Genomic DNA, 22397 nt, shown 5'->3' with positions numbered 1-22397 from the left:
GGATTTGACCCATGTTCAAGTATATCGGCGACATCGTTAAGGGCACCGGCACGCAGCTGCGCAGCCTGGCCATGGTGTTCTCCCACGGGTTCCGCAAGCGCGACACCCTGCAATACCCAGAAGAAGCTGTGTACCTGCCGCCGCGCTATCGCGGCCGCATCGTCCTCACCCGCGACCCCGATGGTGAGGAGCGTTGCGTAGCCTGCAACCTCTGCGCGGTGGCCTGCCCGGTCGGCTGCATTTCGTTGCAGAAGGCCGAGACCGAGGACGGTCGCTGGTACCCGGAGTTCTTCCGCATCAACTTCTCGCGCTGCATCTTCTGCGGCCTGTGCGAAGAAGCCTGCCCGACCACCGCAATCCAGCTGACTCCGGATTTCGAAATGGCCGAGTTCAAGCGTCAGGACCTGGTGTACGAGAAAGAAGATCTGCTGATCTCCGGCCCCGGCAAATACCCTGACTACAACTTCTACCGTGTTGCGGGCATGGCAATCGCTGGCAAGCCGAAAGGCGCTGCACAGAACGAAGCCGAGCCGATCAACGTGAAGAGCTTGCTCCCATAAGGACAGAAAGATGGAATTCGCTTTCTACTTTGCATCCGGGATTGCCGTGGTTTCCACCCTGCGGGTGGTTACCGGCACCAACCCCGTACACGCCCTGCTCTACCTGATCATTTCGCTGATTTCCGTGGCGATGATCTTCTTCTCGCTGGGTGCACCGTTTGCCGGTGCCCTGGAAGTGATCGCCTACGCCGGCGCCATCATGGTGCTGTTCGTGTTCGTGGTGATGATGCTCAACCTGGGGCCGGCTTCAGTCGCCCAGGAGCGCGGCTGGCTGACCCCAGGGATCTGGGCCGGGCCGGTGCTGCTGGGCGCCTTGCTGCTGGCTGAATTGCTCTATGTGCTGTTCGTTGCGCCAAGCGGCGCGGGCATCAGCGGCACCACCGTGGACGCCAAGACCGTCGGCATCAGCCTGTTCGGTCCGTATCTGCTGGTGGTCGAACTGGCTTCGATGCTGCTGCTTGCTGCGGCCGTCACCGCCTTCCATTTGGGCCGCAACGAGGCGAAGGAGTAAATCATGGGTGCTATCCCGATGGAACACGGCCTGGCAGTCGCCGGCATTCTGTTCTGCCTTGGTCTGGTTGGCCTGATGGTCCGCCGCAACATTCTCTTCGTGCTCATGAGCCTGGAAGTCATGATGAACGCTTGTGCGCTGGCGTTTATCGTCGCCGGCGCGCGTTGGGTACAACCCGACGGCCAGGTCATGTTCATTCTGGTGATCAGCCTGGCAGCCGCCGAGGCCAGCATTGGCCTGGCGATCCTGCTGCAGCTGTATCGCCGCTTCCACACTCTCGACATCGATGCTGCCAGTGAGATGCGCGGATGAACCTTCTCTTCCTGACTTTCGTCTTCCCGTTGCTGGGCTTCCTGCTGCTGTCGTTCTCGCGCGGGCGGTTCTCGGAGAACCTCTCGGCGCTGATCGGCGTTGGCTCGATCGGCCTTTCGGCTGCTGTCTCGGCCTATGTCATCTGGCAATTCAACGTTGCCCCGCCTGAGGGCGGCGCCTACAGCCAACTGCTCTGGCAGTGGATGTCGGTGGATGGCTTTGCGCCGAGCTTCACCCTCTACCTGGACGGCCTGTCGGTGACCATGCTTGGCGTGGTCACCGGTGTCGGCTTCCTGATCCACCTGTTCGCCTCCTGGTACATGCGTGGCGAAGCCGGCTACTCGCGCTTCTTCTCGTACACCAACCTGTTCATCGCCAGCATGCTGTTCCTGATCCTGGGCGATAACCTGCTGTTCATCTACTTCGGCTGGGAAGGCGTGGGCCTGTGCTCGTACCTGTTGATCGGTTTCTACTACAGCAACCGCAACAACGGTAACGCCGCCCTCAAGGCCTTTGTCGTGACCCGTATCGGCGACGTGTTCATGGCCATCGGCATGTTCATTCTGTTCGCCCAGCTGGGTACCTTGAATGTGCAGGAACTGCTGGTGCTGGCACCGCAGAAGTTCCAGGCTGGTGATACCTGGATGGTACTGGCAACGCTGATGTTGCTCGGCGGTGCGGTTGGTAAATCGGCGCAGCTGCCGTTGCAGACCTGGTTGGCTGACGCCATGGCTGGCCCGACGCCGGTTTCGGCACTGATCCACGCCGCGACCATGGTCACGGCTGGCGTCTACCTGATCGCGCGTACCCACGGCTTGTTCGCCCTGGCGCCGGATATCCTCCACCTGGTCGGTATCGTTGGCGGTGTGACCCTGGTACTGGCCGGCTTTGCCGCGCTGGTGCAGACCGACATCAAGCGCATCCTCGCCTACTCGACCATGAGCCAGATCGGCTACATGTTCCTGGCCCTGGGCGTTGGTGCCTGGGAAGGCGCGATCTTCCACCTGATGACCCACGCCTTCTTCAAGGCGCTGCTGTTCCTTGCCTCCGGTGCGGTGATCGTTGCCTGCCACCACGAGCAGAACATCTTCAAGATGGGCGGTCTGTGGAAGAAACTGCCACTGGCCTACGCCAGCTTCGTGGTCGGTGGTGCGGCGCTGGCTGCCCTGCCGATCCTGACCGCAGGCTTCTACTCCAAGGACGAGATCCTCTGGGAAGCGTTCGCCAGCGGCAACAGCGGCCTGCTCTACGCTGGCCTGCTCGGCGCGTTCATGACCTCGCTGTACACCTTCCGCCTGATCTTCATTGCCTTCCATGGCGAAGCCAAGACCGAAGCTCATGCTGGCCATGGGATTTCCCACTGGCTGCCACTGGGCACGCTGATCGTTCTGTCGACCTTTGTCGGTGCCTGGATCCATCCACCACTGGCGGGGGTGCTGCCGCAGAGCGTCGGCCATGCCGGTGGCGAAGCCAAGCACAGCCTGGAAATCGCCTCGGGCGCCATCGCCATCGCCGGTATCCTGCTGGCGGCCATGCTGTTCCTAGGCAAGCGTCGCCTGGTCACGGCCATCGCCAACAGCGGCATCGGTCGCCTGCTCACGGCCTGGTGGTTCGCCGCCTGGGGCTTTGACTGGATCTACGACAAGCTGTTCGTCAAACCTTACCTGCTGATCTGCCACTTGCTGCGCAAGGACCCGGTAGATCGCGGCATCGGCCTGATCCCTCGGCTGGCACGTGGCGGTCATGTCGCCATGAGCAAGACCGAGACCGGCCAGCTGCGCTGGTACACCGCTTCGATCGCCGTAGGTGCAGTACTCGTACTCGGCGCCGTGCTGGTGGCTGCGGTATGACTTTCACACTTGCGAACCTTGCGACTTTGCCAAAGGAAACGAACCCGTCATGATTTTGCCTTGGCTGATCCTGATTCCCTTCATCGGCGGCTTCCTGTGCTGGCTGGGTGAGCGCTTCGGCTCTACCCTGCCGCGCTGGATTGCACTGCTGACCATGTCCCTGTTGCTCGGTATCGGCCTCTGGCTGTGGGCCAACGGTGACTACACCCTGGCCCCTGCTCCGGGCGCCGAACCTGCCTGGGCCTTCGAATACAAAGTCGAATGGATCAAGCGCTTCGGCATCAGCATCCACCTGGCGCTGGATGGCCTGTCGCTGCTGATGATCCTGCTCACCGGCCTGCTCGGTGTGCTTTCGGTGCTGTGCTCGTGGAAAGAGATCCAGCGCCACGTCGGCTTCTTCCACCTCAACCTGATGTGGATTCTGGGCGGCGTGGTCGGTGTGTTCCTGGCACTGGACCTGTTCCTGTTCTTCTTCTTCTGGGAAATGATGCTGGTGCCGATGTACTTCCTCATCGCGCTCTGGGGTCACAGCTCGGCGGATGGCAAGAAGACCCGGATCTACGCGGCGACCAAGTTCTTCATCTTCACCCAGGCCAGTGGTCTGATCATGCTGGTGGCGATTCTCGCCCTGGTACTGGTCAACTACGGCAACACTGGCGTCATCACCTTCAACTACAGCGACCTGCTCAAGGCCGACCTGCCGGCCGGTACCGAGTACCTGCTGATGCTGGGCTTCTTCATTGCCTTCGCGGTGAAGCTGCCGGTAGTGCCGTTCCACTCGTGGTTGCCTGATGCTCACGCCCAGGCGCCGACTGCCGGTTCCGTCGACCTCGCCGGTATCCTGCTGAAAACCGCTGCCTATGGCCTGCTGCGCTTTGCTCTGCCGCTGTTCCCGAACGCGTCGGCCGAGTTTGCCCCGATCGCCATGACCCTGGGCTTGATCGGTATCTTCTACGGGGCCTTCCTGGCCTTCGCGCAGACCGACATCAAGCGCTTGATCGCCTTCTCCAGCGTCTCGCACATGGGCTTCGTGCTGATCGGCATCTACTCCGGCAGCCAGCAAGCCCTGCAAGGCGCGGTGATCCAGATGCTGGCACACGGTGTTTCGGCTGCCGCGCTGTTCATCCTCAGCGGCCAGTTGTACGAGCGCCTGCATACCCGTGACATGCGTGAAATGGGCGGTTTGTGGCACCGTATCGCCTACTTGCCGGCCATCAGCCTGTTCTTTGCAGCTGCTTCGCTGGGCTTGCCGGGCACCGGCAACTTCGTCGGCGAGTTCCTGATCCTGATCGGCAGCTTCGCCCACGTGCCGTGGTTCACCGTGATTGCCACCACTGGCCTGGTGTTCGGTTCGGTCTACTCGCTAATCATGATCCACCGCGCCTACTTCGGCCCAAGCAAGTCCGAGACTGTGCTTGCTGGCATGGACGGCCGCGAGCTGATCATGGTGCTGGGCCTGGCCGTGTTGCTGATCGTGCTCGGCGTCTACCCGCAGCCGTTCCTCGACACCTCTGCCGCCACCATGAGTGGCGTGCAGCAGTGGCTCGGTTCCGCATTCACTCAACTCGCTTCGGCACGGTAAGAGCGCTATGGAATTCACCACTCAACACTTCATTGCATTGGCGCCGATGCTGATCACCACCCTCACCACGGTTGTGGTGATGCTGGCGATCGCCTGGAAGCGCAACCACTCGCAGACCTTCCTGCTGTCGACCATCGGTCTCAACGCTGCACTGCTGTCGATCCTGCCAGCACTGAAAGTCGCGCCGCTGGCGATCACCCCGTTGATCACCATCGACAAGTTCGCCTGCCTGTACATGGCGATCATGCTGGTCGCTACCCTGGCCTGCGTAACCCTGGCCCATGCTTATCTGGGCGAAGGTTCCAAAGGCTACCCGGGTAACCGCGAAGAGCTCTACCTGCTGCTGCTCATGTCGGCACTGGGCGGCCTGGTACTGGTCAGCGCCAACCACCTGGCGGGGCTGTTCATCGGTCTGGAGCTGCTTTCGGTGCCGGTCTACGGGCTGGTGGCGTACGCGTTCTTCAACAAGCGATCGCTGGAAGCCGGTATCAAGTACATGGTGCTGTCGGCTGCAGGTTCGGCGTTCCTGCTGTTCGGTATGGCGCTGCTGTATGCCGATGCAGGCACCCTAAGCTTCGACGGTATCGCCAAGGCGCTGGCCAGCACCAACATGCCAAGCCTGCTGGCTCAGATGGGCCTGGGCATGATGCTGGTCGGTCTGGCCTTCAAGCTGTCGCTGGTACCGTTCCACCTGTGGACCCCGGACGTCTACGAAGGCGCCCCGGCGCCGGTCGCAGCGTTCCTGGCCACCGCCAGCAAGGTTGCCGTGTTCGCGGTGCTGATGCGTCTGTACATGATCTCGCCTGCTGCCAGCAGCGGTGTACTGAGCACCGTGCTGGCGGTAATCGCCGTAGCTTCGATCCTGATCGGTAACCTGTTGGCGCTGACCCAGAGCAACCTCAAGCGTCTGCTCGGTTACTCGTCCATCGCCCACTTCGGCTACCTGTTGATCGCCTTGATCGCCAGCAAAGGCCTGGCCATGGAAGCCATGGGTGTTTACCTGGTCACCTATGTGATCACCAGCCTTGGCGCGTTTGGCGTGATCACGCTGATGTCGTCGCCATACGCCGGCCGTGACGCCGACGCCCTGTACGAGTACCGCGGCCTGTTCTGGCGTCGTCCGTACCTGACTGCGGTGATGACCGTGATGATGCTGTCGCTGGCGGGTATACCGCTGACCGCAGGCTTCATCGGCAAGTTCTACATCATCGCCACTGGTGTCGAGTCGCAACTGTGGTGGTTGGTCGGTGCACTGGTGATTGGTAGCGCCATCGGCGTTTACTACTACCTGCGCGTCATGGTCACCCTGTACCTGGTCGAGCCGAACCTGCGTCGCCACGACGCGCCGCTGAAGTGGGAGCAGCAGACCGGTGGTGTGATGCTGCTGGCAATTGCCCTGCTCGCCTTTGTCCTCGGTGTATACCCGCAGCCGCTGCTGGAGATGGTCCAGCAGGCCGGCCTGCAACTGATCGGCTGATCATCCGGCAAGATAAAACACCCCGCATCTGCGGGGTGTTTTTTTATGGGCAACAGGCTCACTTCGATCAGATCGACGTACGCGCGCCCTGCCTGGGTTCAGGCTCGGGTTTCCTTGGCGGGTCAGGGTTACGAGCAGCGTGGCGCAGCTCGCGGTTGGCGCTGGGCAACTGGACATCCGGATTGGGCATGCCACTGGGCGACAGTTCGTGGGTCATTTCGAACTCGGCACGCACAGACCAGCCACAGGCTTCATTGATGCACTGCAGGTAAGCGACCCTGAGAAACACATGCCGCCCTTCGCTGGTGCGGATGCGCATCCGGCTGCTGCAATGCGGGCACACCAGTTTGTAACTACTCACAGCGCCCTCCTGCAATCAGGTGGGTCTGTCGTAGGGAACAACGTGTCGGCAGCAAGAACACCTGAAAACCGGCAGTCTGTAAGTCGCTCCGACAACAGCTGGGCAAGTTGTTCCCGCGCGCTATCAGAATATTCATCACTATCATAATTACGTACCATGCGGTGCGGGTAAGGATCCATCCAGATTATTCATATTGAGTACATCCGTGCCATCGATCTTATCAGAACTTATCAGGGATATTCATAATGAGTAATACCTCTCTAGTTTCGGTGTTGCACCGGTTAAAGGAGTTAACCGGCACCAGCAGTGATTCCGCACTTGCAAAAGAGCTGGGCGTCAGTCCGCAGACCCTGAGCAGTTGGAAGGTGCGCGAGAGCATTCCCTACGCGTTTTGCATAGAAGCTGCCAACCGCCACAGCGTGTCACTGGACTGGTTGCTGCTTGGCATTGGCAGCCCGGCACGGACAGCCCAGGCAGGGCCAGCAAACGCGGCGCAAGAGCTGCTTGATCTGGTGCAGGGGCTGGCGCCTGCCGACCTGCAAGCCTTGCGTATTCAAATCGTGGACCGACTGCGCCTGCAGGAACTGGAGCGGCGCCTTGAGCAACTGAGCGCCGCTGTGCATTCGGCCTGACAATCACGATCCACGGCGCCAGCGCTGGACGATCTCCTTGAGATCAGCGTTCTCCAGCCAGAGCATCACCTTGACACTGATCGGAATCACGACCACCGCAGCGACAAAAGCCGCAACGCCTGTGGAGACGAAAGGCACCAGTGACAACAGCAGGGGCATGAATAGGTAGCCCACGCCCGCTGACAGCAACAGGGTAAGCAGGCGTTGTTGCAGGCTCAACTTGCGCCTCGTCCTTATCGTCACCCAGGCCTTGCCCTTCGACGAACTAACTAGCCAGGCGCCGAGTATCGCGCCAGCCAGGGCCTGGCCGTCGAAATTGGCCAGGTCACCCTCAATCTGCGCCCAATTACGCAGCATTTCCTGGGCAAGCTCATTCATGGGCAGCTCCCTGCAAGGCTGACCGGCCACCCAAGGCGCGCAACGTACAGTGCTCGACCAGACGCTGATAGCAGCTGCACAGGCGGCGACCGTGCACATGTCGGCAAAGGTCGGTGAGTTGCGTGTAGCCCAGTGCACGTAAACGCCGGCGCCAGCTGGCGAACTCCCCTGCGGCGATCGCCAAGGCCTGTTGACCGGCAAGTTGCAGATGGGTATCGCTGATGTACGCGGGTATCGCCAAGCGTTGGCGCAAACTCGACAGCTCGATGCGCGGCCAGAACCGGTCGTGGCGCGCCAGATAGTACAAAGGCGGGGCTGGGTCAGGCGATTGAAGCTCGGCGTCCATGGTCGTGCCTCCTCATTATTCTTGCAGCATGCCGTAGCGGATGGCCTTGATCACCGCCATTACCCGAGTGGTCACGGCGAACTTGCTGAGAATGTTGCCGACATGAAAATTTACGGTGACCTCCTTGCAGCCAATGATCTGGCCGATTTCCCATGAGGTCTTGCCATAGGCACACCACAACAGTACTTCCCGCTCGCGCGGCGTCAGGTAAATGGGCGGGTTATTGCCCGGAGCATCAATCGGGGGGGTGACGGCGTTCATGGCTGGTTCTCCGCAGATTCGAATACGGCCCTCAGAGCAGAGGGGTAAGACACCACCTTACGAACTCGCGGATTGATCGCTCCAGTACCGGCAGTTGTAAAGCGATCGCCTACAACAACGTTCTAACTTCATACACTTGACCGCTTAAGAATCGGACGTGCTTCGAGCGACATCTCGTACGTCTGACCTCCTTTGCCCTGTAAGCCTCTGCCATTGGAGTCGTTCGATGCGTTGTGTTCCACCCTCTCGCGCCTTAGGCCTGCTGATCAGTACGGCCAGCTGCCCGGTGCTGGCCAGCGCTCCCGTAGAACTGGATCAACTGCTGATCAATGATCAGCCGCAAAGCCAGTTGGAGGCGGCCGACGAGCGCCTGCGACAAGTCCCGGGCGCTACCAATCTGGTAGACATGCAGCAAGTGGCACAAGGGCGGTTGGCCAGCAACCAGGACGTACTTGCCTATCAACCGGGTGTGTTTGCCCAGTCCGCGGGTAATGAGGGCATCAAACTGTCGATCCGCGGCTCGGGTATCAACCGTGCGCCGGGTGCGCACGGCTCAGGGGTCTACACGATGTTCGACGGTTTGCCGCTGACTGGCCCCGGCGGCACGCCTTACGAGCTGCTCGAGCCGCTGTGGCTGAGCCGCGCAGAGGTGCTGCGGGGCGCTAACGGTTTTGATCAGGGCGCGCTCACGCTCGGTGGCGCGATCAACTACGTGACCCACACCGGTTACGATGCCGATCGCCTGCAGGTGCGCTATGAGGCCGGCAGCCGCGGCTACGCCCATCGCCAGATCAGTTCCGGCCAGGTACTGGGCAAGCTCGATTACTACGTGGCCCTGACCGACTCGGAATACGACGGTTACCAGGAGCACAGCAGTGGCAGCGCCAAGGGCTTTGCTGCCAACGTTGGCTATCGCTTCAACCCGAATCTGGAAACGCGCTTCTACCTGCGCTACCGGGAAACCGAGAACGAACTGGCCGGGCGCCTGACCAAGGAGCAGATCAAGCACGACCCACGGGCCGCCAACGCCGCCTACCTGGCCCGTGACGACAGCCGCCCGCAGCCGGGCAGCACCTGGGTGGCCAACAAGACTACCTTCTACCTTGAGGACGATGCCCGCGTTGAAGCTGGGTTGGTCTACCACGATTTCCCGATGGACCTGCGCGAAGGGCCAATGCGCCTGAAGGTGGCCTACACCGATGTCAGCGGCACCCTGAACTACCTGCGCCGCGACACGTTGCTGGGCCACGAGAGCAAGACCACCGTGGGTTGGCGTACCACCAAGCACCTGCCTAACAGCGGTGCGTCGCAGTTTGCCCGCACCAATGGCGATAATTTCGGCGCCCGCAGCCGCGACTTCAGTTATCAGGGTTCGGATACCGTGTTGCACGTCGGTAATGAACTGGAGCTGATCCCAGACCTGTGGCTGACCACCGGCCTGGCCATGATCTACACCCGCCGTGAGAGCGACGTCAGCTATCCCGCCAGTGGCGGCAAGGTCAGCCAGCACGATTGGGACTACGCCCCGCGGATCGGCCTGCGCTACGACTGGCAGCCAAACTTGCAGCTGTACGGCAACCTCAGCCGTTCGGTCGAGCCGCCGCACCCGTGGTCGCTGATCTGGAGTTCTACGGTTGCGACCCAGCCAATCAAGATGCAAAACCAGACGGCGACCACGCTCGAGCTTGGCGCGCGAGGCAACTCGGCCGTCGGCCGCTGGGATCTGGCCTGGTATTACGCTCAGGTTCGCCATGAGCTGCTGGCGGTTGAACTCGTACAAGGCTTGCCTGCCAAGGAGTTCAATGCCAGCGCAACGGTGCATGAAGGGCTCGAAGCCAGCCTGGACAGCACCCTCTGGGAACAATCAGGCAGCGGCAAGCTGAGCCTGCGCCAAGCCTATACCTTCAGCGATTTTCACTACCGCGATGACCAGCGCTTTGGCGACAACCGCCTGCCTGGCCTGCCCGTGCACTACTACCAGGCCGAGCTGCGCTATGACTGGCCGAGCGGCTTCCATGTCGGCGTCAATACACAGATGGCGTCCAAGGTGCAGGTCGACTATGCCAACAGCAACCACGCCGATGCCTATGCCCAGTTCGGTGCGCGACTGGGTTGGGACTCACCGCAACAAGACTGGCAAACCTGGCTCGACCTGCGCAACCTGACCAACAAGCGTTACAGCGCCAGCGTCACCCCGGGCTATGACGATCAAGGCAGCGACCAACCCCGGGCGACGCCCGGGGAAGGATTCGGCGTGTATGCAGGTGTGTCCTACAGCTTGAAATAAGGCAGATTCAGGGCAACTGCACTTGCGGCTTGGTTTCGGTAAAGATGGTCCAGCTGGAAATGAACAACGCAGCGATCAACGGCCCGATCACGAAGCCGTTGAGGCCGAATACCGCCAGGCCGCCCAGGGTCGATACCAGGATCAGATAGTCGGGCATGCGCGTGTCGCGCCCGACCAGGATCGGCCGCAACACGTTGTCGACCATACCGATCACCAACACACCAAAGGCCGTCAGCACCACACCCTGCCAGGTTGCCCCGGTCAGAATGAAGTAGGCCGCAACCGGTGCCCAGACGATCCCCGCGCCAACTGCTGGCAGCAACGACAGAAACGCCATCAGCACTGCCCAGATCAACGCACTGGGGATATCCAGAATCCAGAAGATCACCCCGCCCAGCGCACCCTGAGTGATCGCCACCAGCAGGTTGCCCTTGACCGTGGCGCGCACCACGCGGTTGAACTTCAGTTGCAGGCGGCGCTTTTGATCCTCGGGCAGCGGTACCGCCAGGCGCACTTTGCGCGCCAACTCCGGCCCTTCACGCAAGAAGAAGAACAGGATGTAGAGCATGATGCCGAAGCTGACGAGGAAATCGAACGTGCCTTGGCCAAAGCTGAACGCCTGACTGGCCAGGATCTGGCTGGCTTGCCCGGCCCACTTGCTGATCTTGTCGCGCAAGCCATCGAGGTTACCCATGCCCATCTGGTCAAGGCCGTGCTGCGCGAACGCTGGCAGCATGTTCTTGCCTTGCTCAACGTAACCGGCGATGTCCAATTGGCCGCTCTCGATGCGTTGGTACAGCGAGGCGCCCTCCTGTACCAACAGCGCACTGGTGAAGATCACCGGCAAGATGGCGATCAGCAGACAGATCAGCAAAGAGACACCGGCGGCGAGGTTGCGCCGGCGGTTGAAACGGATCAACAGGTTGCGCTGCAAAGGGGCAAACAGGATGCCCAGGATCACCGCCCAGAATATCGCGCCGTAATACGGCAACATGATCCAGACGAAGGCAATGGTGACGGCGGCCAGCAGCACGGCCAGTGCCCTGTTCTGTAGTGCGGTTTGGTTCATGAGTATTCCTCGGGGATTCAGACCTTTAGTGCAGCAGAGATCGGAAAAAGTGCCCTGCGAGGGTTGATCCAGATCAATGCGCCTGAATTGGCCAGCCACTACCATCCGCGCCCTTTGCTCCGGTGCGCCCATGACCTCTCTCGCCAAGCCTGAATTGCTCGCCCCTGCCGGCACGCTGAAAAGCATGCGCTACGCCTTTGCCTACGGCGCCGACGCGGTGTATGCCGGCCAGCCGCGCTACAGCCTGCGGGTGCGCAACAACGAATTCGACCATGCCAACCTGGCCTTGGGCATCAACGAAGCGCACGTCTTGGGCAAGCAGTTCTACGTGGTGGTCAACATCGCCCCGCACAACGCCAAGCTGAAGACCTTCCTCAAGGACCTTGCTCCGGTGATCGCGATGGCGCCCGATGCGCTGATCATGTCTGACCCGGGCCTGATCATGCTGGTGCGCGAGCACTTCCCACAGATGCCGGTGCACCTGTCGGTGCAGGCCAACACGGTCAACTGGGCGAGCGTGCGCTTCTGGCAGCAGCTTGGCCTGAGCCGAATCATCCTCTCGCGCGAGTTGTCGCTGGAAGAGATCGAGGAGATCCGCCAGCAGGTACCCGCTATGCAGCTGGAGGTGTTTGTCCACGGCGCCCTGTGCATGGCCTACTCAGGGCGCTGCCTGCTGTCGGGCTACCTGAACAAGCGCGACGCCAATCAGGGCACCTGCACCAATGCCTGCCGCTGGAAGTATCAGGCCACTGCAGCGGTGGAGAACGTCAGCGGCGACATCGTCCATGAAGTGCAACCGACTCTTGGCCTGGGCGCACCGACCGAGCAGGTGTTCCTGCTTGAAGAGGCCAATCGGCCCGGTGAAGCGCTGCCGGCATTCGAGGACGAACACGGCACCTACATCATGAACGCCAAGGACCTGCGCGCCGTACAACACGTCGAGCGGCTGACGCGCATGGGTGTGCATTCGCTGAAAATCGAAGGCCGGACCAAATCCCATTTCTACTGCGCTCGCGCGGTGCAGTCCTACCGCCAGGCCATCGACGATGCCCTGCAGGGGCGGCCGTTTGATCGCAGCCTGATGGACAACCTTGAATCGCTGGCCCAGCGTGGCTACACCGAAGGCTTCCTGCGCCGCCATGTGCACGATGAATACCAGAACTACCAGCGCGGCAATTCGGTGTCCGAGCGACAGCAGTTCGTCGGTGAGCTGACCGGTGTGCGGGTCGAGGGCCTGGCCGAGGTCAAGGTCAAGAACCGTTTTGCCCTTGGCGATCAGCTGGAGCTGATGACACCCCGCGGCAACTACCATTTCGAACTGAGCCGCCTGCACGATCGGCAGCAGCGCGAGATCGAGGTAGCGCCTGGCGACGGCCACGTGGTGTATCTGCCTATCCCTGAGCAGGTGCCACTCGATTACGCGTTGCTGATGCGTGATCTGGAGGGTGCTGCGCCTTCCGGCTGACAGCGCTGTAATGACTGCGTCAGCTTGCTGTCAGGTGAGTTGCGCCATGCTGGCCGCTTTTGGCCTGTCTGCAGCAGGCTGACGCCGGTTGCGTTAAGCTGGCGCCGAGCCTGCCGCCTGCAGGCGGCCGCCCCTTGCCGAGGAATTTGACCATGCTGCGTACTCGCCTGATTGCTCTGGGCCTGCTGGCCTTCACTGGCCTTGCTCAGGCTGCCGAGACCATCGACGTTTACCGTGACCCCAACTGTGGCTGCTGCAAGCAGTGGATCAGCCACCTGCGCGATAACGGTTTTACCGTCAATGACCACGTCGAGCCGAACATGAGCGCCGTGAAACAACGCCTCGGCGTAGCGCCGCGGCTGGCCTCCTGTCATACCGGCGTTATCGATGGCAAGTTCGTCGAGGGCCATGTGCCGGCCGAACAAGTGCGCCTGCTCGCCACACGCAACGACCTCAAGGGCGTGGCAGTACCCGGTATGCCGATGGGTTCGCCAGGGATGGAGATGGGCGATCACAAAGATTCATATCAGGTGATCGGCGTGACCCATGAGGGTAACGACGAGGTGGTGGCCAGCTACTGAGCCGCGGCCGATGATGAGCCTTGTGGCGTTGTTCCTCAGCGCCTTCGGCGCCGCCACTCTGCTGCCGTTGCAGTCCGAAGCGGTGCTGGTCGGGTTGCTGCTGCGCGAGCAGCATGCCTGGTTGACCCTGCTGCTGGTCGCGACCCTGGGCAATGTGCTGGGCTCGGTGGTCAACTGGCTGCTCGGCCGGGCGGTGGAACGGCTCCGTGAGCACCGCTGGTTCCCGTTCAGTGGCGCCCAACTGGAGCGTGCCCAGCAACGCTACCAACGCTGGGGCCAGTGGTCGCTGTTGCTTAGCTGGATGCCGGTGGTCGGCGATCCTCTGACGCTGATTGCCGGCATCATGCGCGAGCCATTCTGGCGTTTTCTGCTGCTGGTGACAGTCGCCAAGTGTGGGCGTTACCTGGTGGTAGTGCTGATTACCCTGGGCTGGGTTAACGGCCAGTAACACCTTTGCCGCTGGTTGCGCGTGTCGGGCTGCTACAGTCGCTTTTTTCCTACATGGTCCTACACGGAGTGACCCCATGCTGCGCGCAACCGCCCTGGCCCTCGCCTGCCTAATCGGCAGCCCGGCGTTCGCTGCCGAGTCGCCCACCTATGGGCAGCAACTCGAAGGCTTCGACTACCCCTACCCGCTCCAGCATTACGACTTCACCTCGCAAGACCAGGCCTTGCAAATGGGCTATATGGATGTCCCTGCCCAAGGCAAGGCCAACGGTCACAGCGTAGTGCTGATGCACGGCAAGAACTTCTGTGGCGCAACCTGGGAAAGCAGCATCGACGCCCTCAGCAAAGCCGGCTATCGGGTTATCGTGCCGGACCAAATCGGCTTCTGCACGTCGAGCAAGCCTGCCTATTACCAATACAGCTTCCAGCAGCTGGCGAGCAACACTCACGCCCTGCTCGAGCAGTTGGGGGTCGAGCAGGCGATCATTCTCGGCCACTCCACTGGCGGCATGCTTGCCACCCGCTATGCGCTGATGTACCCGCAGCAGGTCGAGCGCCTGGCGATGGTCAATCCAATCGGCCTGGAAGACTGGAAAGCCCTAGGCGTGCCTTACCGAACGGTCGATCAGTGGTATCAACGTGAGCTCAAGCTGAACGCCGAGGGCGTGCGCAACTACGAGCGCAAGACCTACTACGCCGGCCGCTGGAAGCCCGAATACGAGCGCTGGGTGCAGATGCTGGTTGGCTTGAATCAGGGTCCTGGGCATGAGCGCGTGGCATGGAACTCGGCGTTGATCTACGACATGATCTTTACCCAGCCGGTTTATCACGAGTTCCAGAACCTGAAGATGCCGACCTTGCTGCTGATTGGCGATCAGGACACTACCGCGATTGGCAGCGACATTGCCCCGGCTGAGGTCAAGGCGAAGCTGGGCAACTACAAGGCGCTGGGACCGCAGGCGGCCAAGCTGATCCCCCAGGGCGAGTTGATCGTCTTTGAGGGGATGGGCCACGCGCCGCAAATCGAAGAACCGCGGCGCTTCCACAAGACCTTGATCGACTGGCTGCAGAAATGAACCAGCTCTGAGCGGACCGTTAGCCAAAGCGTTGCAACTGCATTTCCCGTAACCGGCTCAAGGTGCGCTGATACGGGAATGCCAGGTAGCCCTTTGTGTAGAGCGCATCCAACGGCACTTGGGCCTCAAGGTAGAGGGCAACGCGGCGGTCATAGCACTCGTCGACCAAAGCGATGAAGCGGCGCACGCTATCGTCTTTGGCTGACAACGTCGGCAGCTGGCGATCGCCGGCTGCTACTCGCTCGGCAGCATCTTCGGTGCCCCGTGCAATGCGCCCGGCGCGCTGCTCGCCGCCTAGCGCAGGGATAGCATCGATGAGGATCGCCGGAAACCGGTCACACAAGGCCATGAATTCGATGGCCGACAACGGTTGCTCGCACAGATCGCTGAAGTGACACCAGATGGCCTGGTCACTGCGGCGCACCACGCGGATTTGTCGCGAACCTAATTGCAGCGGCTCGGCACAACCAGCGTCGCCGGCACTCAATTGCTCGAACAGCGTGCCGAAGGTACTGGTCGCATTGTCTGCTACACACCAGTAACGCTGACGCGCGAGGCCTGGGTGCAGCCGGTGATCCTGTTCGCCGACGACCGGCAGAATCTGCATATGCCGCTGCATCGCCTCAATGGCGGGCAGGAAGCGGTCACGATTGAAGCCGTCCAGGTACAGCTCAGTCGGCGGTTGATTGGAGGTGGCGACGATCACCACACCGTGCTCGAACAGCTCGCTGAACAACCGGCCAAGGATGATCGCGTCGCCGATGTCGTTGACGAACAGCTCATCGAAGCACAGCACACGAATTTGCCCGGCCAGCTCACTGGCCAATGCTCGCAGCGGATCAGCGGTGCCGTTGAGCTGGAACAGCCGTTGATGCACCCAGGCCATGAAGCGATGAAAGTGCTGGCGCCTTGCAGGTACTTGCAGGCAGCGATGGAACTGGTCCATCAGCCAGGTCTTGCCGCGACCGACCGGCCCCCATAGGTAGACGCCCGGGCCGGCCTGGTCAGTCTGCAAGGATTCGAAACACCGCTGAAGGGCGGCTACGGCATTGGCCTGCGCAGGATCGGCAACGAAGCCGTCCTGCTGCAAAGCCTGCTGATAGAGCGTTTGCGGATCGATAGCCATGTGCCAGTGAGCGTTTGGGAAAACGCCATGGTACCTGTTATCGCGATTACTGGTCGTTGCTCAAGCCAACTTTCAGCAGCGCGCCGTCTTTGGCGTCGGTCAATACATACAGGTAGCCGTCAGGCCCTACGCGCACATCACGAATTCGCGCCTTCAGTTCGCCCAGCAGCCGCTCTTCGTGCACCACCTTATCGCCCTTGAGCTGCAGGCGGATCAGCTCTTGAGTGGCCAGTGCACCGATGAACAGGTTGTGGTCCCAGGCCTTGAACGTAGGACGGTCGTAGAACGCCATGCCGCTGATGCCTGGTGACTTCTCCCACACATGATGGGGATCGACCATGCCGTCAACGTGCTTGCCCTTGGCCTCTGGAATCGGCAACAGCGAGTAGTTGATGCCATGGGTAGCAATCGGCCAACCGTAGTTCTTGCCAGCCTGGGGAATGTTGATCTCGTCACCACCGCGCGGCCCGTGCTCATTGGTCCAGAGCTCGCCGCTCCACGGATTGAGCGCTGCGCCCTGTTGATTGCGATGGCCAAACGACCAGATCTCGGGGCGAACGTCTGATTTGCCAACGAAGGGATTGTCTTTGGGTACTTCACCATCGGGGAGGATGCGCACGACCTTGCCTTGGAGCTTGTCCAGGTCCTGCGCGGTGGCGCGTTGGTTGTTCTCGCCCAGTGCGATGAACAAATAGCCGTTCCGGTCGAACACCAGCCGCGAGCCGAAATGGTTGCCTTCAGACAGTTTCGGCATCTGCCGGAATATCACGGTGAAATTGTCGAGACGCGCGCGGTCGGCCGAGAGCTGGCCGCGGCCAACCGCAGTACCGGCCTTGTCATCGTCGCCTTCTTCGGCGAACGACAGGTAGACCGTGCGGTCCTTGTCGAAGTCTGGCGACAGCACTACATCGAGCAGGCCGCCCTGCCCTTGCGCCCAGACCTTGGGGACGCCGCTCAGGGGTGGCCCGACCTTGCCTTCAGCGGTCACCAGACGCAGGTTGCCAGGGCGTTCGGTGACCAGCATGTCCTTACCGCCTGGAAGAAACGCCAGGCCCCAAGGATTACGCAGGCCATTGGCTACTGTGCTGACGGTGATCTCACCCTCTTCACTGGGAAATTGCTGCTCGGAGGCGGCGTGGGCAAATACGGGCAGCAACGCTGCAACGGTCAAGCTGGTCAACCAGGATCGTGGAGTCATGCGGGGTTCCTTGCAGAAAAGCTCACGGCGCGCGTTGGCTGTCACGCGGCGGGCGACTGGGTTCGAGGCGTGGGGTCTGTTGTTGGCGGCGCAAGTTGTCACCGTTGCCGATACCGCGATTGTCCAGCGTCGGTGGACGTGGCATGGGCTGGGTAGAGGGCCCGCGCACGGGTGGGGTATCAGGCGCACTGCCCTGCCGACTATTGGGGTTGGCGCGCTGAATCGGGCTGTTGTAGGGGTTGTTGTTGGCCGCCAGCGCACTGGTATCAGCGAATGCGGCGCTGCCAGGTAACGCCAGCAACAAACCAAGGCCAAGGACTGGCCAGACAGATTTCATGTGCCACCTCCAAAAACGAAAAAGCCACGCTCAGGCGTTGGATAGCCTAGGGCGTGGCAGGTTCGTATTAAAAGTGCGAATTCGTGTGCAGATGCTTCGTGACGTGTCTAGCGGCTGAGGGCCGCCAACGACAGCAGCACCTGATCAGCGATTGGCGTTGGCGGCGGCCATCATTTTATTGACCTCGCTACGGACCATGATCGCAAAATCCTGAGGCGTCATCGCATCTAGCTCGGCGCGGACCCACTCGGCCCATTTGCCCTTGCGACGAGACTTCTCGGAAATCAAGCGACCGGCTTCAGCCTTGACCTTGCCAAGGTTGCTCTGCCAATACTCGAACAGTCGCGCTTTCTCCGCTTCGATCTGCGCCCGTTCTTCAAAGCTTCTGTTGGCCAGATTGAAACTCATGAAAATCTACCCTGCTGCATGAAATTTGCCGGCTATCTTACACTGATGCGGCAATTGGCCGGAACGTCTGCGCAACTTTCCCGCCGCGCAGGTATCCATTGTTCTAACCATCACCAAACGAGGAGCTGTTCATGGCCCGGAAAACCACCCAAATCGATACCGATCAGATCAAGGACCAGGTCTTCAGCGAGCTGCAGTCGTTGATTGAAGAGTCCGAGCGTCTGCTCGAGCAAAGTGCATCGCTGATTGGCGAAGAGGCCGATACCCTGCGCGCCCAGATTAGCCAGAAGCTGAGCCAGGCTCGTCAGGCTGCCTCCTCGGTACGCGACCGTGCGCAGCCGGTGGTCGAAGCCACTCAAGATTATATCGGTGGCCACCCGTGGCAGACCGTTGCTGTGTCTGCAGGCTTCGGTCTGGTAGTCGGCTTGCTGCTGGGCCGTCGTTCGTAATACGGGCGAGATCGCTGGCTCAGCCGCTGATCAAGCGGCCAGAGCCAGCGGTATACCACTGTGAAAGCGCAATTCCTGATCTGTTGAACAGATCAACTCTGCTTCAGCCTCGCGCACCTTCTCCACTACGCGCGCGATGTCGGCCTGATCGCCATACTGATTGGCAAGCTTCAGATAGCCGAGAAAATGCCGCGCTTCGCTGTTCAGCAAGCCGTGGTAAAACGTCCCCAACTCTTCATCCAGGTGCGGTACAAGTGCGGCAAAGCGCTCGCAGCTGCGCGCTTCGATAAAAGCACCCACCACCAGGGTATCGACCAACTTGACCGGCTCGTGGGAGCGAACCAGCTTGCGCAAGCTGGACGCATAGCGCCCTGCCGGGACCGGCCGCAGCGGTACGCCCCGGCGTTTCATCAGGCGCAGTACCTGCTCGTGGTGAACCAGCTCCTCACGTGCAAGGCGCGACATCATGTTGATCAGGTCGAGGTGCGCGTTGTACTTGGCAATCAAGCTCAAAGCTGTGCTGGCAGCCTTGAATTCACAGTTTTTGTGATCGATCAGCAGCGTCTCCTGATCGGCCAGTGCTGCTTCGATCCAGGCATCAGGGGTGCGACAACCGAGAAAGGCTTCGACTTCGGGAATCAGGGACATAATTTCACGGCAACTGAACAGCGGCAGGGTCGGCGATTATACCGAGGGCAGCGGCGATCGCCAGCGACTATGCTTGATATACGTCAAACGGCAACCGTGAGCGCGCCGTCTATAGTCAGGCATCGGCCACCCATTCTAGGAGTCCATGCTCATGCAACAGGTCAGAAGCATTCTGGTTGTACTCGATCCAGACCACGCCCACAGCCGGGCGCTGACCCGGGCCAAGCTGATTGCCGGGGTGACGGGCGCCCGTATGCACCTGCTGATGTGCGACAAAAAGCACGACCATCAGGCACTGCTGAGCGTATTGGCGGGCCAACTGCAGGAAGACGGTTACGACAATATTAGCTTCGAGCAAAGCAGGCACGATGTTGTACATGAGGCCATCATCCAGGCCCAGCAAGCCGAGGGTTGCGACCTGGTAATCAAGGAGCATCGTCCGGATAACCCCCTGAAGAAAGCATTACTCACCCCTAGCGACTGGAAGCTACTGCGTCAGTGCCCTTGCGCGGTACTGATGGTCAAGAGCGAGCAACCCTGGACCGGTGGGGTGATTCTGGCAGCGGTCGACGTGGGCAATCATGATGAGGAACACCGCCTATTGCATGCGAGCATTATCGATCACGGTTTTGGCATCGCCAGCCTGGCCAAGGGCGAACTGCACGTGATCAGTGCCCACCCCTCCCCCATGCTCTCCGCAGCTGATCCGGTGTACCAGAACCGGGACAGTATCGAACAACGCTATCGCGAGGCGTGCAGCGCGTTTCAAGCTGAGTTCGATATCACTGATGATCGCCTACACATTGCTGAAGGGCCGGCAGATGTGCTGATTCCTTACACCGAGGATAAATACAAAGCCGTGGTAACGGTGATCGGCACCGTTGCCCGTACGGGTATCTCCGGCGCGTTGATCGGCAACACTGCTGAAGTGGTGCTGGATAAGCTTGAAGGTGATGTATTGGTACTGAAGACTGAGCAGGTGATTGCGCATCTTGCTGAGCTGGCTCGGGGCTGAAGCTGCCTTGATTGGGGCCGCTATGCAGCCCCAAATTCCAAGATCCAGAAAAGACAAAACCCCTACCTGCTCGCGCAGATAGGGGTTTTGCGAAATGAATCTTGACGATGACCTACTCTCACATGGGGAGACCCCACACTACCATCGGCGATGCATCGTTTCACTACTGAGTTCGGGATGGGATCAGGTGGTTCCAATGCTCTATTGTCGTCAAGAAATTCTGTAGCCAGAACGTCCAGATGAACGGCCCAGCAAATTCGGATATGTGATGTTTGTGTACGAATCTTCAGCGTTTCGTCTTCACCACCGCAATCTGCATGAGCAAATTGCTTGGGTGTTATATGGTCAAGCCTCACGGGCAATTAGTATTGGTTAGCTCAACGCCTCACAGCGCTTACACACCCAACCTATCAACGTCGTAGTCTTCGACGGCCCTTCAGGGGATTCTAGATCCCAGTGAGATCTCATCTTGAGGCAAGTTTCCCGCTTAGATGCTTTCAGCGGTTATCTCTTCCGAACATAGCTACCCGGCAATGCCACTGGCGTGACAACCGGAACACCAGAGGTTCGTCCACTCCGGTCCTCTCGTACTAGGAGCAGCCCCTCTCAAATCTCAAACGTCCACGGCAGATAGGGACCGAACTGTCTCACGACGTTCTAAACCCAGCTCGCGTACCACTTTAAATGGCGAACAGCCATACCCTTGGGACCGGCTTCAGCCCCAGGATGTGATGAGCCGACATCGAGGTGCCAAACACCGCCGTCGATATGAACTCTTGGGCGGTATCAGCCTGTTATCCCCGGAGTACCTTTTATCCGTTGAGCGATGGCCCTTCCATACAGAACCACCGGATCACTAAGACCTACTTTCGTACCTGCTCGACGTGTGGGTCTCGCAGTCAAGCGCGCTTTTGCCTTTATACTCTACGACCGATTTCCGACCGGTCTGAGCGCACCTTCGTACTCCTCCGTTACTCTTTGGGAGGAGACCGCCCCAGTCAAACTACCCACCATACACTGTCCTCGATCCGGATAACGGACCTGAGTTAGAACCTCAAAGTTGCCAGGGTGGTATTTCAAGGATGGCTCCATGAGAACTGGCGTCCCCACTTCAAAGCCTCCCACCTATCCTACACAAGCAAATTCAAAGTCCAGTGCAAAGCTATAGTAAAGGTTCACGGGGTCTTTCCGTCTAGCCGCGGATACACTGCATCTTCACAGCGATTTCAATTTCACTGAGTCTCGGGTGGAGACAGCGCCGCCATCGTTACGCCATTCGTGCAGGTCGGAACTTACCCGACAAGGAATTTCGCTACCTTAGGACCGTTATAGTTACGGCCGCCGTTTACCGGGGCTTCGATCAAGAGCTTCGCTTGCGCTAACCCCATCAATTAACCTTCCGGCACCGGGCAGGCGTCACACCCTATACGTCCACTTTCGTGTTTGCAGAGTGCTGTGTTTTTAATAAACAGTCGCAGCGGCCTGGTATCTTCGACCGGCAAAAGCTTACGGGGTAAACCCTTCACCTTCGCCGGCGCACCTTCTCCCGAAGTTACGGTGCCATTTTGCCTAGTTCCTTCACCCGAGTTCTCTCAAGCGCCTTGGTATTCTCTACCTAACCACCTGTGTCGGTTTGGGGTACGGTTCCCGATTGTCTGAAGCTTAGGAGCTTTTCTTGGAAGCATGGCATCAACCACTTCGTCGCCTAAAGGCAACTCGTCATCAGCTCTCGGCCTTGAGATCCCGGATTTGCCTAAGATCTCAGCCTACCACCTTAAACTTGGACTACCAACGCCAAGCTGGCCTAGCCTTCTCCGTCCCTCCATCGCAACAATCGGAAGTACAGGAATATTAACCTGTTTTCCATCGACTACGCTTTTCAGCCTCGCCTTAGGGACCGACTAACCCTGCGTCGATTAACGTTGCGCAGGAAACCTTGGTCTTTCGGCGTGCAAGTTTTTCACTCGCATTGTCGTTACTCATGTCAGCATTCGCACTTCTGATACCTCCAGCAAGCTTCT

At 60.1% G+C, this 22397-nt stretch carries 24 protein-coding genes and 2 rRNA genes (1 of these 26 running past the window's edge); 14 read left to right on the top strand and 12 right to left on the bottom strand.

What is annotated here, in order from left to right; genetic code table 11:
* Positions 1-11 precede the first annotated feature (11 nt).
* Genes nuoI through nuoN form a run of 6 tightly spaced genes read left to right on the top strand, consistent with a single transcriptional unit; the run spans position 12 to position 6292 of the window.
* The gene (gene nuoI / locus K3F44_RS04000) at positions 12-560 is read left to right on the top strand and encodes an NADH-quinone oxidoreductase subunit NuoI (protein WP_101318379.1); all 549 of its coding nucleotides are present in this window, start codon (positions 12-14) and stop codon (positions 558-560) included.
* A gap of 10 nt (positions 561-570) precedes the next feature.
* Positions 571-1071, top strand: coding sequence for an NADH-quinone oxidoreductase subunit J (nuoJ, locus tag K3F44_RS03995; protein ID WP_101318377.1), 501 nt, complete (start codon positions 571-573; stop codon positions 1069-1071).
* A 3-nt stretch (positions 1072-1074) separates the two neighbouring features.
* On the top strand, positions 1075-1383 hold the full coding sequence (nuoK, locus tag K3F44_RS03990; RefSeq protein WP_103436825.1) for an NADH-quinone oxidoreductase subunit NuoK: 309 nt from the start codon (positions 1075-1077) through the stop codon (positions 1381-1383).
* Positions 1380-3233 (top strand): NADH-quinone oxidoreductase subunit L, encoded by a 1854-nt coding sequence (gene nuoL / locus K3F44_RS03985; RefSeq protein ID WP_101318373.1) that lies wholly within the window; start codon positions 1380-1382, stop codon positions 3231-3233. Before nuoK ends, nuoL begins: the two co-directional genes overlap by 4 nt.
* Positions 3234-3282: 49 nt before the next feature.
* Complete coding sequence (gene nuoM, locus K3F44_RS03980; RefSeq protein WP_101318371.1) at positions 3283-4815, top strand: NADH-quinone oxidoreductase subunit M; 1533 nt, start codon at positions 3283-3285, stop codon at positions 4813-4815.
* 7 nt (positions 4816-4822) lie between these two features.
* The gene (gene nuoN, locus K3F44_RS03975) at positions 4823-6292 is read left to right on the top strand and encodes an NADH-quinone oxidoreductase subunit NuoN (RefSeq protein ID WP_101318369.1); all 1470 of its coding nucleotides are present in this window, start codon (positions 4823-4825) and stop codon (positions 6290-6292) included.
* A 67-nt stretch (positions 6293-6359) separates the two neighbouring features.
* On the opposite strand, the gene K3F44_RS03970 is transcribed toward nuoN, so the two are convergent.
* On the bottom strand, positions 6360-6653 hold the full coding sequence (locus K3F44_RS03970) for an ogr/Delta-like zinc finger family protein (protein ID WP_224785544.1): 294 nt from the start codon (positions 6651-6653) through the stop codon (positions 6360-6362).
* Between the two features lie 245 nt (positions 6654-6898).
* Between K3F44_RS03970 and K3F44_RS03965 the strand changes: the two genes are divergently transcribed.
* Positions 6899-7285: a helix-turn-helix domain-containing protein gene (locus K3F44_RS03965; RefSeq protein ID WP_150571304.1), complete on the top strand. Its 387-nt coding sequence runs from the start codon at positions 6899-6901 to the stop codon at positions 7283-7285.
* A gap of 3 nt (positions 7286-7288) precedes the next feature.
* Here the strand turns inward: K3F44_RS03965 and K3F44_RS03960 are convergent, their stop codons facing one another.
* Genes K3F44_RS03960 through K3F44_RS03950 form a run of 3 tightly spaced genes read right to left on the bottom strand, consistent with a single transcriptional unit; the run spans position 7289 to position 8270 of the window.
* Complete coding sequence (locus tag K3F44_RS03960) at positions 7289-7663, bottom strand: hypothetical protein (RefSeq protein WP_224785543.1); 375 nt, start codon at positions 7661-7663, stop codon at positions 7289-7291.
* Positions 7656-8009: a head completion/stabilization protein gene (locus K3F44_RS03955; protein ID WP_101318365.1), complete on the bottom strand. Its 354-nt coding sequence runs from the start codon at positions 8007-8009 to the stop codon at positions 7656-7658. Before K3F44_RS03955 ends, K3F44_RS03960 begins: the two co-directional genes overlap by 8 nt.
* A 15-nt stretch (positions 8010-8024) precedes the next feature.
* On the bottom strand, positions 8025-8270 hold the full coding sequence (locus K3F44_RS03950; protein ID WP_101318363.1) for a helix-turn-helix domain-containing protein: 246 nt from the start codon (positions 8268-8270) through the stop codon (positions 8025-8027).
* A gap of 226 nt (positions 8271-8496) precedes the next feature.
* Between K3F44_RS03950 and K3F44_RS03945 the strand changes: the two genes are divergently transcribed.
* The gene (locus K3F44_RS03945; RefSeq protein ID WP_220633372.1) at positions 8497-10557 is read left to right on the top strand and encodes a TonB-dependent receptor domain-containing protein; all 2061 of its coding nucleotides are present in this window, start codon (positions 8497-8499) and stop codon (positions 10555-10557) included.
* 7 nt (positions 10558-10564) lie between these two features.
* Here the strand turns inward: K3F44_RS03945 and K3F44_RS03940 are convergent, their stop codons facing one another.
* Complete coding sequence (locus tag K3F44_RS03940) at positions 10565-11626, bottom strand: AI-2E family transporter (protein WP_150572840.1); 1062 nt, start codon at positions 11624-11626, stop codon at positions 10565-10567.
* 130 nt (positions 11627-11756) lie between these two features.
* Here K3F44_RS03940 and yegQ point away from each other — a divergent pair, with 130 nt between their 5' ends.
* The 4 genes from yegQ to K3F44_RS03920 all read left to right on the top strand — a co-directional run bounded on the left by yegQ (position 11757) and on the right by K3F44_RS03920 (position 15195).
* Complete coding sequence (gene yegQ / locus K3F44_RS03935) at positions 11757-13091, top strand: tRNA 5-hydroxyuridine modification protein YegQ (protein WP_220633371.1); 1335 nt, start codon at positions 11757-11759, stop codon at positions 13089-13091.
* Positions 13092-13243: 152 nt separating this feature from the next.
* Positions 13244-13672: a DUF411 domain-containing protein gene (locus K3F44_RS03930; protein ID WP_181089398.1), complete on the top strand. Its 429-nt coding sequence runs from the start codon at positions 13244-13246 to the stop codon at positions 13670-13672.
* A gap of 10 nt (positions 13673-13682) precedes the next feature.
* On the top strand, positions 13683-14120 hold the full coding sequence (locus K3F44_RS03925) for a YqaA family protein (RefSeq protein ID WP_188035695.1): 438 nt from the start codon (positions 13683-13685) through the stop codon (positions 14118-14120).
* Positions 14121-14196: 76 nt separating this feature from the next.
* Positions 14197-15195, top strand: coding sequence for an alpha/beta fold hydrolase (locus K3F44_RS03920; RefSeq protein ID WP_220633370.1), 999 nt, complete (start codon positions 14197-14199; stop codon positions 15193-15195).
* Between the two features lie 19 nt (positions 15196-15214).
* Here the strand turns inward: K3F44_RS03920 and zapE are convergent, their stop codons facing one another.
* From zapE to K3F44_RS03900, 4 genes are all read right to left on the bottom strand, one after another.
* On the bottom strand, positions 15215-16321 hold the full coding sequence (zapE, locus tag K3F44_RS03915; RefSeq protein WP_220633369.1) for a cell division protein ZapE: 1107 nt from the start codon (positions 16319-16321) through the stop codon (positions 15215-15217).
* Between the two features lie 46 nt (positions 16322-16367).
* Positions 16368-17519, bottom strand: coding sequence for a PQQ-dependent sugar dehydrogenase (locus tag K3F44_RS03910; protein ID WP_150572836.1), 1152 nt, complete (start codon positions 17517-17519; stop codon positions 16368-16370).
* Positions 17520-17541: 22 nt separating this feature from the next.
* Complete coding sequence (locus K3F44_RS03905; protein ID WP_181089402.1) at positions 17542-17856, bottom strand: hypothetical protein; 315 nt, start codon at positions 17854-17856, stop codon at positions 17542-17544.
* 144 nt (positions 17857-18000) lie between these two features.
* A complete protein-coding gene (locus K3F44_RS03900; RefSeq protein ID WP_101318342.1) occupies positions 18001-18264 on the bottom strand; it encodes a hypothetical protein in 264 nt (87 codons plus the stop codon).
* Between the two features lie 131 nt (positions 18265-18395).
* On the opposite strand from K3F44_RS03900, the gene K3F44_RS03895 reads away from it, so the two are divergent.
* Positions 18396-18713, top strand: a complete 318-nt coding sequence (locus K3F44_RS03895) for a YqjD family protein (protein WP_181089403.1) — start codon at positions 18396-18398, stop codon at positions 18711-18713.
* A gap of 30 nt (positions 18714-18743) precedes the next feature.
* Here the strand turns inward: K3F44_RS03895 and K3F44_RS03890 are convergent, their stop codons facing one another.
* Positions 18744-19361, bottom strand: coding sequence for a tRNA-(ms[2]io[6]A)-hydroxylase (locus K3F44_RS03890; RefSeq protein WP_101318338.1), 618 nt, complete (start codon positions 19359-19361; stop codon positions 18744-18746).
* 151 nt (positions 19362-19512) lie between these two features.
* Here K3F44_RS03890 and K3F44_RS03885 point away from each other — a divergent pair, with 151 nt between their 5' ends.
* Complete coding sequence (locus K3F44_RS03885; RefSeq protein ID WP_101318336.1) at positions 19513-20376, top strand: universal stress protein; 864 nt, start codon at positions 19513-19515, stop codon at positions 20374-20376.
* Positions 20377-20475: 99 nt separating this feature from the next.
* Here K3F44_RS03885 and rrf read toward each other — a convergent pair.
* Both rrf and K3F44_RS03875 read right to left on the bottom strand, forming a co-directional pair.
* Positions 20476-20591, bottom strand: a 5S ribosomal RNA gene (gene rrf, locus K3F44_RS03880).
* A 126-nt stretch (positions 20592-20717) separates the two neighbouring features.
* Positions 20718-22397 (bottom strand): 23S ribosomal RNA (locus K3F44_RS03875) (it continues 1213 nt past the right edge of the window).

The organism is Pseudomonas sp. S07E 245 (genome assembly GCF_019599025.1).
GTDB lineage: Bacteria > Pseudomonadota > Gammaproteobacteria > Pseudomonadales > Pseudomonadaceae > Aquipseudomonas > Aquipseudomonas shirazensis.
The sequence above is the reverse complement of the archived record's forward strand: the minus strand, read 5'-3'. Positions and strand labels throughout refer to the sequence as shown.